General features: G+C 42.5%; 12 protein-coding genes. 5 read left to right on the plus strand and 7 right to left on the minus strand.

The window, feature by feature from the left end:
• Positions 1-622: 622 nt before the first annotated feature.
• From LEP1GSC192_RS13555 to LEP1GSC192_RS13575, 5 genes are all read right to left on the minus strand, one after another.
• Positions 623-2080: an NAD(P)/FAD-dependent oxidoreductase gene (locus tag LEP1GSC192_RS13555; RefSeq protein ID WP_020770570.1), complete on the minus strand. Its 1458-nt coding sequence runs from the start codon at positions 2078-2080 to the stop codon at positions 623-625.
• A 56-nt stretch (positions 2081-2136) separates the two neighbouring features.
• Complete coding sequence (locus tag LEP1GSC192_RS13560) at positions 2137-5289, minus strand: efflux RND transporter permease subunit (RefSeq protein ID WP_020770557.1); 3153 nt, start codon at positions 5287-5289, stop codon at positions 2137-2139.
• On the minus strand, positions 5273-6703 hold the full coding sequence (locus LEP1GSC192_RS13565; protein WP_036090227.1) for a TolC family protein: 1431 nt from the start codon (positions 6701-6703) through the stop codon (positions 5273-5275). The genes LEP1GSC192_RS13560 and LEP1GSC192_RS13565 overlap by 17 nt, the downstream gene beginning before the upstream one ends.
• Positions 6704-6709: 6 nt before the next feature.
• A complete protein-coding gene (locus LEP1GSC192_RS19580) occupies positions 6710-6940 on the minus strand; it encodes a YgaP-like transmembrane domain (RefSeq protein WP_020770568.1) in 231 nt (76 codons plus the stop codon).
• A 148-nt stretch (positions 6941-7088) separates the two neighbouring features.
• A complete protein-coding gene (locus tag LEP1GSC192_RS13575; protein WP_020770558.1) occupies positions 7089-7355 on the minus strand; it encodes a metal-sensitive transcriptional regulator in 267 nt (88 codons plus the stop codon).
• Between the two features lie 119 nt (positions 7356-7474).
• Between LEP1GSC192_RS13575 and LEP1GSC192_RS13580 the strand changes: the two genes are divergently transcribed.
• From LEP1GSC192_RS13580 to LEP1GSC192_RS13590, 3 genes are all read left to right on the plus strand, one after another.
• Positions 7475-8191 carry a hypothetical protein gene (locus LEP1GSC192_RS13580; RefSeq protein WP_020770578.1) on the plus strand — a complete coding sequence of 239 codons (717 nt, stop codon included), beginning with the start codon at positions 7475-7477 and terminating at the stop codon, positions 8189-8191.
• 180 nt (positions 8192-8371) lie between these two features.
• Positions 8372-9985 carry a long-chain fatty acid--CoA ligase gene (locus tag LEP1GSC192_RS13585; RefSeq protein WP_020770572.1) on the plus strand — a complete coding sequence of 538 codons (1614 nt, stop codon included), beginning with the start codon at positions 8372-8374 and terminating at the stop codon, positions 9983-9985.
• A 31-nt stretch (positions 9986-10016) separates the two neighbouring features.
• Positions 10017-11204, plus strand: coding sequence for a multidrug effflux MFS transporter (locus LEP1GSC192_RS13590; protein WP_255349071.1), 1188 nt, complete (start codon positions 10017-10019; stop codon positions 11202-11204).
• Between the two features lie 410 nt (positions 11205-11614).
• On the opposite strand, the gene lpxD is transcribed toward LEP1GSC192_RS13590, so the two are convergent.
• On the minus strand, positions 11615-12667 hold the full coding sequence (gene lpxD / locus LEP1GSC192_RS13595; RefSeq protein WP_020770582.1) for a UDP-3-O-(3-hydroxymyristoyl)glucosamine N-acyltransferase: 1053 nt from the start codon (positions 12665-12667) through the stop codon (positions 11615-11617).
• 257 nt (positions 12668-12924) lie between these two features.
• Between lpxD and LEP1GSC192_RS13600 the strand changes: the two genes are divergently transcribed.
• Positions 12925-13857: a ferredoxin--NADP(+) reductase gene (locus LEP1GSC192_RS13600; RefSeq protein ID WP_020770580.1), complete on the plus strand. Its 933-nt coding sequence runs from the start codon at positions 12925-12927 to the stop codon at positions 13855-13857.
• Positions 13858-13974: 117 nt separating this feature from the next.
• On the plus strand, positions 13975-14187 hold the full coding sequence (locus LEP1GSC192_RS13605) for a transcriptional coactivator p15/PC4 family protein (RefSeq protein WP_020770581.1): 213 nt from the start codon (positions 13975-13977) through the stop codon (positions 14185-14187).
• On the opposite strand, the gene LEP1GSC192_RS13610 is transcribed toward LEP1GSC192_RS13605, so the two are convergent.
• Positions 14184-15788, minus strand: a complete 1605-nt coding sequence (locus tag LEP1GSC192_RS13610; protein WP_020770574.1) for an anti-sigma factor antagonist — start codon at positions 15786-15788, stop codon at positions 14184-14186. The genes LEP1GSC192_RS13605 and LEP1GSC192_RS13610 overlap by 4 nt on opposite strands.
• Positions 15789-15817 lie beyond the last annotated feature (29 nt).

A 15817-nucleotide genomic window follows, 5' to 3' on the forward strand; every position in this document is an offset into this window, starting at 1 on the left:
GCACTTAAACTAAATTAAGATCCAAGGGACTCGAAGCTTTCGAGCGAGAGCGTTTGCAGTGACCCATAGGGAACGTCGCAAACGCGATCTGAGTCCATGGATGGACGAAGACGCGAGAAAGACGCCGTGGAGCCCAATCGAACAGGATGTGAGATTGCGAAACGGCGAGTCCCTTCTTCGGCAAAAAATTGCACTTAAACTAAATTAAGATCCAAGGGACTCGAAGCTTTCGAGCGAGAGCGTTTGCAGTGACCCATAGGGAACGTCGCAAACGCGATCTGAGTCCATGGATGGACGAAGACGCGAGAAAGACGCCGTGGAGCCCAATCGAACAGGATGTGAGATTGCGAAACGGCGAGTCCCTTCTTCGGCAAAAAAACTTCCAAATTAGTTCCAAGGAACTTTCCGACCTTAATGATGCGATTTAAGTATCATAAGCGTCATACGAAAGTTAATCCAAATAAATCTCCAGATTTGCCATGGAATACACGTCCGCAATCTGAGTACCGATTTTCCCGGTACAGAGGTAAAATCCCCTTGGGTGTATGCTTCTCTAAGTTTTGCATTTTCAAGGGGAACCCATTCTTTTTCCGTCGGTTCCTTCATTATTTTATCTCCTGCTTTATTCTGGAATAGCCCACCATCCCGGTTTGGTCTTGGCTTTATAAAGGAATAAGTAATGTAGTAGCAACTTGATCCAATGTCCAGCTAAGCCGATCTCTCCGGTTGTATACCTCAAAGATCTCCCGAATTTTGGGTACTTTTTGTAGTCAGGGACTACCGGATAAACTGTCATGGACACTGCTGTTCCGTCGAATAATCCTTTACCGGCCGATGCGACACAAGCCGCTCCCATCTCTGCCATCGAAGCGGTATGGCTCGGAGAGGGTTTTCCTTTTAAGATCATGTCCGCTATACTTCTTGCTACGGCGCGACCCATGGTTGCAGAAGGCATCCCCGTGCGAGGAGGAGTAGATGAAATTTGGACTCCTTCTTCCGTTTTCATCACCTTGGATATAGGATGAGGTGGAGCAAAGGCAATCCCGATAGCGAATAAGTTCTGATACGAAGGTGATTGATAGGTTCGCGGCCAATCTTCCGGCATCCATTGTTCGAATGGCTTCGCTTGGTAATTCGCATCGACTTTCATCATTCCATTTGGAGCAAATAGAGTTTCGGTGATATCTTGACCGGATCTGGAATATGCTTTTAATCCTACTCCGGAAAAAAGAGGGATCAACATCGTAAAATCGCTGCGGACGAATCCGGATTCACCTTCTAACGTTACATAATGGATCGATCCCTTTTCTACCTTTGTAACGTGAGCGCGGGTCTTCCACTGAATCTCCCTTTCTGCAAACAAGGACTCTGCGAAAATTTTGCTACTGGTGATATAGCCGCCTTGTTCTAGGTGCATTCCACCCATACCAAAATCACCTAATTCATACTCATTCGAGATCCACAGCAATCGAGCCCGGTCCCGTACTCCTGCCTTACGCAGTTCATAATCCACATTAAATAGATATTCGAACGCGGCTCCTTGGCAAGTGCACATCCCGTGCCCAGTTCCGATCACAAAGTTGAGAGTTTCTCCGGATTTCATTCGCTGTATCGCTTCTTTTAATTTTTTACCCGCTTCTTCTGCGTGAGAATAAGTGCAAACGGATAAACTATTTCCGAACTGAGGACTCAAACCCGGAGTTGCATCGAAATTCAGTTTGGGACCGGTTGCGTTCACACAGAAGTCGTATTCGATCTCCTCACTCTTTCCTTGTTTCTCTCCCGCGACATATTCGATCGTCACGTAAGGTTTGTTTCTGTGAGTGCCACCTTCGGGATGTATACTAATCGCTTTCGCTTGTATGTACCGTATTCCTAATTTGTCGTAAACCGGTTTCAATGCGAATGTGACTTGAGAGGGTTTCATTGCACCTACTCCGACCCAAATATTGGAAGGGATCCAATTCCAGTGTGAGTTCGGTGTAATTACCACTACTTCGTGCTTATTCTTTACGTACTTTTTCAGAAGTGTTCCGGCGGTATGTCCGGATATCCCACCCCCCAAAATTAAAGTTCTCATACACATTCTCCTCTAGGTATTTATTAAAAAATTAGAATATATCTTTCGTTTAGTTTTTACTCCTTCTTTCCGGAAAACCAATAGTAAAACGCGGGTACCACAAATCTACTGAGCACTGTTGCAGCGATCTCACCGAAAATCAAAGACACCGCGAGACCCTGGAAAATAGGATCGAACAACATTACGGATGCTCCGACAATCACTGCTGCCGCAGTTAAAAACATTGGACGAAACCTTACTACGCCGGCATCCAATACCGCTTTTTTCAACGGTTTGCCCGCTTCCAATTCGGCTTGTATAAAATCCACCAGAATGATGGAGTTCCGAACTATTATCCCTGCCCCGGCAATGAATCCGATCATGGAAGTGGCTGTGAAATACGCTCCTGAAATCAAATGTCCCGGTATGATCCCTATTAAAGAGATAGGGATCGGAGCCATAATAATGATGGGGAGTTTATAATCTTGGAACCATCCTAAAACGAGAATATAGATCAGTACCATAACGACGGCGAACGCACCACCAAGATCCCGAAAGACCTCATACGTTATGTACCATTCCCCATCCCATTTTATTACGGGATGTTTCGTGTTCCACGGAACTTCCGAAGTGAATATCGGATATTGTATTTTCGGGGTAAGGGAAAGGATCCCGTATACTGGAGCTTCTTCTTTTCCTGAAAACTCCGCAGTAACGTACTCCAGCGGTTTTAAGTTTTTACGATGTAGTATCTTAGAAGGTGAGATTTCTTCCTTACCGATCAGGAACTTAGGAGAAACCGAACCCCCGTATTGGGAAGATAGATCCCAATTGGAAAACGACCTAGGAGAAGATCGGAAATCGTTTGGAACGGAAAGGTCGACGGAAATATCCTCGGGATGTTCCGATTCCGAAAGATAGAATATCGAATTTTCTCCAAAAAAGAATCCGGCATTACGTGCTAGTATGTAAGAAGGAATTCCAACTATTCCTCCTTTTCCGAATTCGAAAGGAACCTTTATCTTGGGTCTTGTTTCGGAAAGACTGGAATCCAAGTCCACAATCCCTTCTTGATTTTCAGCAATGGATCGGATTTCTTTGGCAACGCGGATCCTTTCTTTTTCACTAGGACCGTAGATTTCTACAACGAGTGTCGATAGTACAGGCGGTCCAGGTGGTATTTCTAGAACTTTACTCAGAACGGTGTTCTCGCTGCTGAATTGTTTCAGAATGGGGCGGATCGATTCTATGATCTCATGACTTTTTTTCTTTCTAGAATCCTTTTCCTTAAGGACGATATGCAAATCAGCTTTCCATTCATCTCTTCGTAAAAAGGTATGCTTAACCATTCCGGAAAAAGAGAAGGGTGCAGGCTCTCCCGCAAAAATTTGGATCTTCTCAACGTTCTCCTCCGCTAAAAGCCGCTTCGCAAGATCGGAACTTAACTCTACTGTTTTTGAAAGGGGAGTTCGAGGATCATAGTCCAAGAGAATTTGGAACTCGTCCTTGTCGTCGAATGGTAGCATTTTTACTTTCACGATCTTAAAAGCGACAAGAGAGACAGCGATCGAAAATAGAACCAGAATTAACAGAACCATTTTCGCCAAGTTTTTCTTGGATTGCAAAAGCCAACCGGCAATCCTTAGATATAAAGCGTCTAACTTAGATATTTTTCTTTCGGATTCCGATCCGGTATGCTCTTTCAGCAGCCTTAAACTAACCCAAGGGATGACTGAAAATGCAACTATGAGCGATAGGATCATGGCAAGACTTGCTCCTACCGGTATCGGTTTCATATATGGGCCCATCAGTCCTCGGACAAATGCCATAGGAAGAATAGCAGCGATCACCGTAAACGTAGCAAGGATCGTTGGATTTCCTACTTCCGAAACTGCATCCAAAATGGCCTTGACCTTCCCTCTTTTCCCGGCAAAAGAAAGGTGCCTTTCAATATTTTCCACGACTACGATCGCATCATCTACTAAAATACCGATAGAAAAAATGAGAGCGAACAAAGTTACCCGATTGAGAGTATAGTTTAGAAAATAATAAATAAATAATGTGAGAGCCAAAGTGACCGGGATTGCGACAAATACAACAAGGGAAGCGCGAAAGCCCATCCAGAGTGCGATCAATACCGAAACGGATATCGTTGCAATCAATAAATGTTCGATCAATTCTTTCGATTTCAAACCGGCCGTAAGACCGTAATCGCGGACAACTGTCAATTTTACTTCTTTAGGAAGGTCCTTTGCAAATTCGTTTGCCCGTTCCCGAATAATGCCGGCAAGAGCCTCCACGTTAGTTCCCTTTCTTTTCGAAAAAACTATCGTAACAGCATTCTCCGCCGTATTCGGATTTTCTTTCAGAAAGAATAAAGACTGTCTCGTTCTTTCTTCAGGTCCTTCATAAATTCGAGCGATATCTCCTAACTTTATCACTCTCCCCCAGCTTTGTTTCACGGGTATTTGTTTGAGATCATTCTCGTTTCGAATGGAGGATCCTATTTCGATATCGTAAACTTTTTTGGGATCCCAGTTTTTTCCGGCAGGGAAATCCGAAGAGTTCATCTTCAAACTTTCGGATAATTGAAGAAAATCGACGCCGTATTGTCTCATCCGATCTGGATCGGCAATTACCCGTACCGATTTCTTTCGGCCACCCAACAATTCCACTTTTGAAAGGTCCGGCGTTGAAGATAGTTCACGCGCGAGAGGAGCGATCAAGCTGCGAAGAGAATAGTCATCTTTTTCCGTAGAGCTAAAAGTAAATGCTAAGAAAGGAACATCGTCGATTGTAAACGAATTAACGGATGGCTCGGAAGTGTTCGGAGGAAGTTGATTTTTTATCCCTAAAATTTTATGATGCACCTTCACTAAGGAAGGTTCTAAAGGTTCCCCGACTTTAAATCGTACGGTAATCATTGATTTATGGTCTTGCGTCGCGGAATAGACGAACTCCACTCCCTCCAATCCCCAAACAGCTCTTTCCACGACTTCGGTTACTTTTCTCTCCATTTCTTTTGCCGAATATTGGGGGGAAAAGAAAGCTATGTCGACCATCGGAACGGAAATTTGCGGTTCTTCTTCTTTTGGTGTAAGATACACGGCCAATATTCCCGCAAAAATGCTAACAGCTGCGAAGATCGGAGTCAGTTTTGAACGGATGAATTTTCCCGCGAGAACTCCTGCTAATCCTTCCGCATTATCTTTTTTAGTTTCCTGATGCATTGTTATCTCCCGAATAAAGAGTTAGTTGGGCGCGAGTTCTCAAATATTCTAGATCTATGTATTCTTTCCTAGTAAGAGCGTCCGCGGTCCTAGAAAAACTTTCCGCAAGAGACGTCGCTGGAATATTACCTCTTTTGAATAAAGTCTGAGAAAGGATCAGTTGTTCGTACTGAATGCGATAGGATTCTTCGGAATCTTTCCCCGCCTGAAAAAGTACCCTTTCCTTTTCGGAAAGAATTTTGAACTCTGAATTTTCTTTCAGCCGCGCTTCTTTCCATTTGGTTTCCGCGGCCTTTGCTTGGATTTCCGCCTCCTTTTTGGAACCGATATCCGTTGGATTCAATAAGTTCATCTGAAGATAAACTCCCGCATTGTATGAATTCGCAAAATTTCGATCGCCGGCATAACCGTACGCCTCGGCATAAACCCCGACCTTCGGCAAAAATTTGGAATTCTCCATAGAAACTTTATCTTTAGAGATACCTGAATATGATTCTAACATTTTCGAAACGGGAGTCCTGACTTCGGAAGCGGAAACCGAGAGGGGTAAATTTTCGTCATAAAATTTGGCTAAAGAGGATTCCGAAGGCTGGAGATTATCGAGAACTCCGCCCGACATGATTTTTATCGATTCCAAAGACTCTTTTTTATAAAGATCTTTCTCCTTTATCTCAGAAATAAGCCTAAGCTGAACGGATTTTAACGCCAAGGAGCCTGAATGTCCTACAGGATTCGAAAACGAATCGAGTCTATATGTACTCGAAAATGAACTTAATTGCCGAAGTATTTTCTCTCGCTCCTTCACTCCCTCGGAAAAGATCAACGATGATCTGAACGCAATGGCTGTCTGAATATATAATGTTTTATTAAAATATTCCGATTCATGTATTTGCGCTTGTAATTCCTTTTCTTTTATTTCCCTAAAAGCCTCCTTTGAACCGCCTTCATAGAGTGGAAATTCCAGACCTAAGGTTCCTCTGGAATAACCGTTACTTCCTGGGCGATTCAAAGTGTCTTTGGCGAAGATATTTGCCGAATTCGGATTAAGATTCTGATATAACTGATTATTCGAATCTAAAAAGTTGGAAAGGTTAGAACGATTACTCGCAGTCGAAAAATCGGATTGGGTTGCCGATCTTTGTCCCAACTTTCCCGTAAAATTCAAAATAGGATCGTCAGTTTGGTAAGTCCGAACATCCGTATATAATTTCGGAAACCAATGTAATCCGGCCCGATCGCTCGCAGACCTTGCAGCCTCTATTTCCAAATTCTTCGTTCTGAGAGAAGGCGAATTTGCAGCGACCTTTTCCCATACGGAAGAAAATTCCAAAACCTCTCCAAAAATACCCCCCCACAACGGAGTGACAATTAACGTTCCAGTTACTAAAAGCGAACCAAGGGACCGAATTTTCATAAATTTTTACCTAATAGCCTCGCATTTACGAGGTACTCCAAGTCGAGTCAGGATAAAAGCCATGGGGCAAAAACCGACTAACGAGAATAGGATCATGTTGATACTCGCTAAAATATTCAGTACCAGTCCCCAAGGACTGATAAAATACGCGATTAAGAGACCCAACAAAGAAACCGATCCTCCGATTAAGAATAGGATCCGCTCCAAATACCAAATTTTTGCGTTTGATTCACTCATTCCATATACCCCCATAGGTATGATCATTTTCATATACCCATAGGGGTATGCTGAATGTCAACAAAAAATCGAGAGTAAAGGTTTGATATTGCTCAAACCCGAAAAGGACAGAACCTAATCGGGGCTGAAAAAGGATGAAAGGAAGAGATTAGAGAGAAAAAGCGGCTTTAATCGCTTTTTTTAGGTTTTTTTGGATGGAAGAAGGAGCTTTTTTTTCGGAGAAACATTTATCCATATAATCCTGTACATAAGCTTCTCCGAATTTCTTTAAAGCCTGGCTGGAAGCCTTTAGAAGAATTATGGTCTTTTCACAATCGTCATCTTTATTGTACAGATTCTTCTCGATCGCGTCTAATTGGCCCTTGATCCTATGTAGTCTATGAGTAAGCTGTTTTCTTATTTCATCTAATTCCATAATCTATACCCTGTATGGTATGATACTTTGTCAAGAATATTATAGAATGAGCGCTTTACCCGCTTCCTCGTAGAAAAAAGAATGGATTTAATGTTAGTAGCCGGAGTATTTTCCTTTGCATGAAAGGCGTTCTTTATCTTTGTTCCTTATTCTTGATCAGCTGCATCGGTTCAGCGCAAAGAATGCAACAAACCTATATAAACCATCCGGATATTAATAAGGCCTGCTTACGGTTTCTTTTTCCCGACAAATCCGTCTCAAGTGGGAATGAGAGGATCATGTTAGAGACTTTATATAAAATATCGGAACAGAATATTCGAGAGGATTACATGACAGGCCAGATCGTCTATGTTCCGGAAGCAGGAGAAGGAAAACATTATCATTTGAATAAAGACGGAAATATCGAATATTATAGGATCAAATATGAAACTTTAAGCGCAGAAGAAGGAACGAAATTCTTTTGTGCGGAAAGACTTCGCTTAGATTTAGAAAAGAAATTTCAAACGACTTCGGCAAAGTTGAAAGTGAATCCATTGGATACGAAAGCAAGGCTGGAGCTGGAATCAAATTTAGAATCGTTCCTAAAATTCTCGAATGCGCTCGAAGGTAAGTCTCAGATCGTTAGAAACTTTTTATTCTTCACTCTTGGAAAATATATGAAGGGGGACCAAGGCCTACCTGTGTCTCCTTGCGACTTCACCCAAAAAATAATAAAACCGATCACGATCGCGACTTCAGATCTAACCGACACGGATTCTAAACTTGCGTGGGCAGCCAATATCCAAATTTTTACCGCTTATGAATTGGGATTTTCTATGGCCGGGTATTGCAAGTGAACCTTCGACTAACTTTGTTTAGTTCGTCTTTTTTTGAAAACGGGATATAGGAACTCCAACATGCATTTATCTGGAGATCGTTCGTTTTGAGATAAAACAATCTCAATTTCTTCCGATTCTTCTTGACCTCAACCGATTCGGTGCAATAATCTTGGGCCGAGATTTTATGCGGAGAAGTTTATGCGTTCCACAATGATGGATTATCCATTGGTTTTGCCTTCCATTCTAAAAAGAGCAAAAGAGGTTCATCCTCATAAGGAAATCGTTACCAAATGGCATGATAATTCCGTCCAAAGACTAACTTACGGTGAATTTTACAAAAGAACGATACGATTAATGAGCGCATTACGAAAGGCGGGCGTAAAACCTGGAGAAGCGATCGCCACTTTTTGCTTAAATCATTCGGTTCATTTGGAACTGTATTTTGCGATCCCAAGCATACGTGCAGTTCTCCACACTATCAATATTCGATTATTTCCGGAACAACTCACTTATATCATCAACGAAGCGAAGGATAAATTTATCTTTGTGGATAAGTCGTTAGCTCCGTCGATCGAAAAGAATTTAAGCCAAATACACGGCGTGCAAAAGTTTATTATTATAGACGATAAGGAGAATGTTCCCTTCCCGAATCTGCCCAACGCTATCTCTTACGAAGATTTTTTAAAAACGGGAGACGATGTCGAAAATTTCGAACCTATCGACGAGTTCGAGGCGGCCGGGATCTGTTACACTTCCGGAACGACCGGAAATCCGAAAGGGGTCGTATATTCTCATAGATCTACGTATTTACATTCTATGTCCATCTGCATGGGGGATGCATTGTGTATAAGAGAATCTGAAACTGTTCTTCCAGTGGTTCCCATGTTCCATGTTAATTCTTGGGGAATACCTTTCGCTTCGGTAATGACCGGATGTAAATTGGTATTTCCTGGAAAACATCTTTTAGGAGCGGCGCTTGCGGAATTATTGGAATCGGAAGAAGTTACTCTGACCGCAGGAGTTCCTACAGTTTGGAATGTTCTCTACCAACATTTAAAGAAAACGAAATATAATCTAAAACTTCATACTATGGTTGTCGGCGGTTCTGCCGCGCCTAGAGGTCTGATCGAAGGTTTTGAAAAAGATTTCGGGATTTCTATTCTCCACGCATGGGGAATGACGGAAACTTCTCCCGTTGGGACAGTTTCTCATCTTCGCGGTTTTATGGAAGAATGGAACGGTGATAAAAGATATTCTTATAGAGCCAAACAAGGTGTTCCTGTTCCAGGGGTAGAGATCCGTGCAATCGACGATAATGGTAAAGACGTTCCTAAAGACGGAAAAACTCCCGGTGAACTTTTAGTAAGAGGACCTTGGATCGCCGCTTCTTACAAAAGTGGAGAATCTCCTGAATCTTTTACTTCGGATGGTTGGTTCCGCACAGGTGATGTTGTGGTCCTAGATGAATTCGGCTATATGCAAATCACAGACCGTAAAAAGGATCTGATCAAAACTAGGGGGGAATGGATCTCTTCAGTGGATATGGAAAATCTCGTCATGGCAGATCCGGATGTTTTAGAAGCCGCAGTTGTCGGAAGAAAAGATCCTGTAAGAGACGAAGCCCCGGTTATCTTTGTAGTTCCCGTAGAAGGTAAAAAAGTAGATCCGAAAGAGATTCATGATCGACTCAAAGAACATTTTGCTCATTGGCAATTACCGAAGTTAGATGATATTCGGTCGGTTTCTTCGATCCCAAAAACTAGTGTGGGGAAGTTCGATAAGAAAATTCTAAGGAAGGAATTAGAAGAATAGACCTCTACTAGTCGCATCAAATTCTAGGAGAGTGAGCAAATCTAATGGCACTTTAATCCTAATACTTGGTGCATTGACTGCAATTGCACCCTTTTCGATCGACATGTATCTTCCGGGTATGAATGAGATCGCAAAGGATCTCGGAACTCCGATCTCTGATGTGCAACTAACGTTAACAAGTTTCTTTTTCGGAATTTCTTTTGGACAATTATTTTATGGCCCAATTATAGATCGTTTCGGTCGTAAAATTCCTCTATTGGTAGGCTTACTATTATACATCACAAGTTCCTTGGCATGTGGGTTTTCAAATTCCGTGAATGCATTAATATTTTTCCGATTTCTTCAATCTTTAGGCGCTTGCGCTGGAATGGTAATCCCAAGAGCCGTGGTAAGAGATGTGTTCTCTCCTCACGAAGGGGCCAAAGTTTTTTCTCAGATCATTTTAGTGATGGGAATTGCGCCGATACTAGCACCCACCGTCGGAGGACTTCTTCTTCAATTTGCGAGTTGGAAATGGATATTTTTCACACTCACCGGAATTTCTACTTTAATGCTCTTCGGATCTCTGCTGATTTTCCATGACAGCAAAGGAGGAGACTCTTCCATTTCTCTTAAGATCGCTCCGGTAATTCGAGAATATATCGAAGTCTTTTCCAATCCGATCTTCAAAACCTACGTGCTTAGTTCCGGATTTTCCGCCGCAGTGATGTTTGCGTATATTGCCGGTTCACCGTTTGTGTTTATGGTTTTAAACGGACTATCACAAACCGATTATAGTTATCTGTTCGGATTTAACGCCTTCGGCCTGATCCTTGCTAGTCAGATCAATCGCATCCTTCTCAAAAAATTGGAAGCCGCGACCATTGTGAAATATGTCGGATTCTCTTATTTAATACTCTGTTCCTTGCTCGTGATTTTCGAAGTATTCGGTTTCGGATTTATTCCTATGCTTGTTTTGATTTTCTTCCTGGTGAGTGCTTTCGGACTCATCGTTCCGAATGCTTCCGCTCTCGCAATGGGCCCCTTTTCCAAAAACGCAGGAAGTGCGTCCGCTTTAATGGGGGCAATACAGATGGTATTTGGTGCGGTTTCTACAGCGGCAGTTAGCCTTCTTCACGACGGAAGCGCTTATCCGATGATCACGGTAATGTCAATGTCCGGCGTTATGTCTTTAGCTTGCCTGTTTTTTTTAGGAAAGGACCATAAGAAAATTAAATAATCTAAATATTATTCGGCAGAAGAAGGAATGAAGGACCCGAGAATTCGGGTCTTATCAAAATATTTACTTTTTGTTTAATTGCGGTTATATCTGAGCTCGCTGATCAGCACGACTTTTGGTGAATGTGGCTCCAGCAAATTGTCCGCATACGAATCCAACAACTTTCCTAATCTATTTATTTGAGGAAAGTCCCGCCCGGAAATCTGGGAGTTTGGAATCTGGTCCAAGACCTCAGTATTGGGTCGGGTATTCAAGGCTAGCCTCCGGATTGGGATAAGGCGAAGAATTGAACCTTCTCCGAACGATGTCAAGCCTATTGGACATAGTTCGGGAAGTTTTTCGAACCGGCCAAATCCTTGTTTTAGGGCATTCTAAATGAAGAATGTTGGCAGACCCATTTTAACCGCAGCCTATTCCTCGGAGCTAATTCCCAATTTGGATTCTAGAGCCTTTATTCTTCTAGCCCATTTCTGGAAATTAACCACGTTTTTGATATTCACTCGTAACTTTTGGAATTCAGGGAAAGTCAGTCCGTAATCCCAACCTACGTAAATATCCGGTTTAGAAAGTGTGTTACGGACGGAGGTCCCTCCGCCTACGATCGTCCCGCTCGGAATTCCGATATGGTCTGCCACCCCACACCCTCCGCCGATAGTAACGTTATCTCCTATCGTCGTAGAACCGGCTATACCTGTGTAACCCGCAATCACTACATTTTTTCCTAATACACAGTTATGACCGATATGAACTAGGTTATCGAATTTACAGCCGTCTCCTATGATCGTGTTTTCCAAACCACCTCTGTCGATTGCGCTATTGGAACCCATCTCTACATCGTCTCCCACGATAACCGTTCCGACTTGAGGGATCTTATTGTGCTTATCGTTTGCGAAGACGAATCTGAAACCGTCCCCACCTACAGTACAATTTCCGAAAGATCTGAACCTTTTTCCGATGATAACTCCATGGTGGATTACGTTATTCGGTCCTATATGCGAACCTTCTCCGATCTTTGCTCCTCTTCCGATACGAACCCCGTCTTCTAAGATTACGTTGTCTCCGATCTCGGCATCTTCCGCAACGGATGCAAAATTTCCAATATAACAATTTTTACCGATCTTTGCTCTAGGGTGAACGAATGCATTTGTCTCTACTTTATTTTCAAACTTGTGAGGTGGATAGATGAGATCCAAAACCTGAGCAAGGATAAGTTCGGGTTTATCTACAACCAAGCAAGGCACTTCTAATTCTTTTGCGAACTCTGAAGTGGTTAGAACGATACTAGAGGCTGTCTTTTTTGCCTCGTTTAACATCTTCTTATTTGCGAGAAAACTAATGCTGTTCGCAACTCCGGGATTGACGGGAGATACGGTTTCCACCTGAACTTTTTTGGGGTCCGCGCAATTTTCTATTTTTGCTCCGGAAATTTTGGAAGCCAGTTCTTCCAATGTATATCTAGCCATTAAGACCCTCTTTTCTAGACTTTTAATATCTGCCAACGTATCCGCGGATCGAATTCGAATCTATCCCAAATTTCGGAATGAAATACTCACATGAGGCGACAAATATCTAAGTCTATAAGTTATCAAAGGATTACAGATAAAGAAGACATAATATGGAGAAATCGACCTTCTTCCTATAGAAATATCCCGTTTGACGAATTAGCTTCCGAAAAAATTCTGTAATACATCAGAAATCGACATCAGGACCCAGCCCGCCCATGAAGCCCGTTAGAGAGCCGCAAATCAATATATTCAAAAAATCAAACCCGTTAAAAGCTAAGGTCATCAGCAATGTTCGCCTTACACCGGAACCTGGAACAGGTAAAAGACCTAAAAAGGAAGGCGAGTCCTTAATTCATAGAATCACTCTAGCCATCGATCATAGCCAATATCCGTATTTGATAGGACAATCAGGCGGAATCATCCCTCCGGGTGAAGATCCTGAAAAAAAAGCGAAGGGACTTGCGGACGCAGCTTATACGGTTCGTTTATACTCCATCGCTTCTCCTAGCTATTCTTTCGGAATGAAAGAAGATACGATCGAATTCATTATCAAAAGAGATAATGTTTACGATGCGGATGGAAACGTTCAGTTCAAAGGCGTTTGCTCCAATTACGTTTGTGATCTGAAAGAAGGCGACGAAGTAGTAATGACCGGACCCTCCGGAAAAAAATTCCTTCTTCCAAACACCGACTTTTCCGGAGACATCATGTTCCTTGCAACCGGAACAGGGATTGCTCCTTTTATTGGAATGAGCGAAGAACTTCTTGAGCATAAACTCATCAACTTCACAGGGAATATAACTCTCGTATACGGTGCACCTTATTCGGATGAGTTGGTAATGATGGATTATCTAAGAGGATTAGAGCAGAAATTCCCTAATTTCAAATTAGTTACCGCTATCTCCAGAGAAGAAAACAATCCTTTCGACGGTGGAAGAATGTATATATCTCACAGAGTTAAAATGTTGGAAGCGGAAGTAAAAAAAGTCCTCTCTTCCGGTGGACGTTTCTATATCTGCGGCGGACCGAAAGGGATGGAAAAAGGAGTGATCGAAGAGATCCAAAAGATCGACGGAAACTCAGGAACTTACGAAGAATACAAACATCATCTGGAAGGTGCCCACCAACTTTTCGTGGAAACTTACTGATTGATTTTGTAAATTTTTTCTAGCTAAAAGGCTCCCAATCGGGGGCCTTTTTTTATGGAAAACGACTGGAAATCCAAAACCGGGAATTTAGTCTTTTGCCGACAGGAAGGGAAAACTATGAGTGTAATCCGAGATATCGATAAAGGCAAAGGTGAGATCATCCGAGTTGAAATTTCAGAGTTTAAAGGAAATAAATATCTGAACTTACGAGTTTGGTACACAGACAGCGAAGGTGAATACAAACCCACCCAAAAAGGTATCGCGATCCCGGTCGGATTATACTCGGAAGTAAAGGATGCAATACTCGCAGCGGAAAGCTTACTAAGCTAAACCGCCTTACTTTCTATCCAGGCTTTCAATAAACTTTGGGCCTCTTCCTCCGTTTCGGAAGCACGGATATGAGATTCTAATCGAGTGATCGAGAATACTTTTTTAACAGAAGATCTTAGATTACTTACGATCAATTCTCCGCCTCTTTTTCTGAGCCAGCCTGCGATCTGTATCAACATACCGATCGCGGAAGAATCGATATACGAAGATTTAGCCAGATTGAATACGATGTATCTGTAACCTTCTTTCATCTTTTCTTGGATAGCAGTTTTGATCTCAGGGCATCGATAAAGATCTATATCTTCATTCGTACGATACGCAAAGATCTGATCGTGGTATTCCACTCCATCGTCCGGGAAATTTTCCAATGCTCCGTACTGTAGCTCGGAAGCGGAAGCCACTAAATGTTTTGCGGCAGTAGGAGAATTTTCCAGGATCCGATTTTTTAAAGAACTTACCCTAAAGCCAAGCGTTTGCAAAACTTCAGGCGCCAGTTCTTCCTTCTCGTTTATATCTTTGATCAGATCGTTTAGGAGAGCAATGGATTCTTCCGTATAACCTTCTTTCAAAAGTGTTCCCGCTTTTCTTAAACCTTTTCCGGTTTTAGCGATGGTTGCCTCGACAACAACATCCGCATCTTCCTTGGCAGAGTCGTCCCTCCAATCCAAAGGAATATCTATGGTTTTTTGTTCAAGTTTTGCGCCGTCGGTTAGCTCGTAATAACTTGCGGAAATATTAATATTTGCGGGAGTATCTTTTTTGGTCGGGCGAAGCTGGACTACGATGCTCTTAACATCGTCCGCTCTCATGTCTCCGACTTCTAATACTAATGTTTTAGCGCGTCCTGTCTCTTCCGGATCGGGTTCTTGGTAAGAAGAAACTTCAGAGACTAAGTCCAAATAATCCATTCCTTTTGGAAAATCCACTTTGAGTTCTATGGATTGCGCGTATAAGGTCCCGATATCACCGAATTCTTTGAAGAAAATATCACCGGTCTCTTCAGGAGTTTCCACATAGTAGAAATTACCTCCTCCCGATTCCGCGATCTCTTTCAAAAGTATTTCGTTGAAGTCGTTACCAAAACCGATCACAGTCGTACTGATTCCTTTTTTATAGGCATCTGCCGCGATCTGGATCAACTGAACAGGATCCTTGATCCCTAATGTTGGATTTCCATCAGTAAGAAGAATCACCCTTTTATAACCGTCCGCAATCGGATGTAATTCTAAAGTTCTTAGAACATGAAGCCATCCACCGCTTAGGTTGGTGGAAGTACCTACTTGGATAGAATTCAATCTATGAATGACGGAATTTTTTTCGGCCAACGGAACAAGAGGTTGGATGACCTGAACATCCTCTGCGTAAGCAACGGCGGTTAAAAAATCGCGACGGGTCAACCAATTGACCAGGGAGGAAGAAGCCTGGATGACAGAATCCATCTTGTTTCCTTTCATGGACCAACTTCTGTCCAAGGCCAGGCCTAAGATTAAAGGTTGCCTTTGAGAGGAAACAGGTCCCGTAGGAGAATTTAAACGTACAAGTAGAGTGTTGGACTTTGCGGAAGAACCGGCCGGTCTCATCAATTTGGCCGAAAGAATCATGCGCTTGAAAAAACCATTTACATACGCTA

This window comes from Leptospira sp. B5-022, from assembly GCF_000347035.1.
Lineage (GTDB): Bacteria > Spirochaetota > Leptospiria > Leptospirales > Leptospiraceae > Leptospira_B > Leptospira_B cinconiae.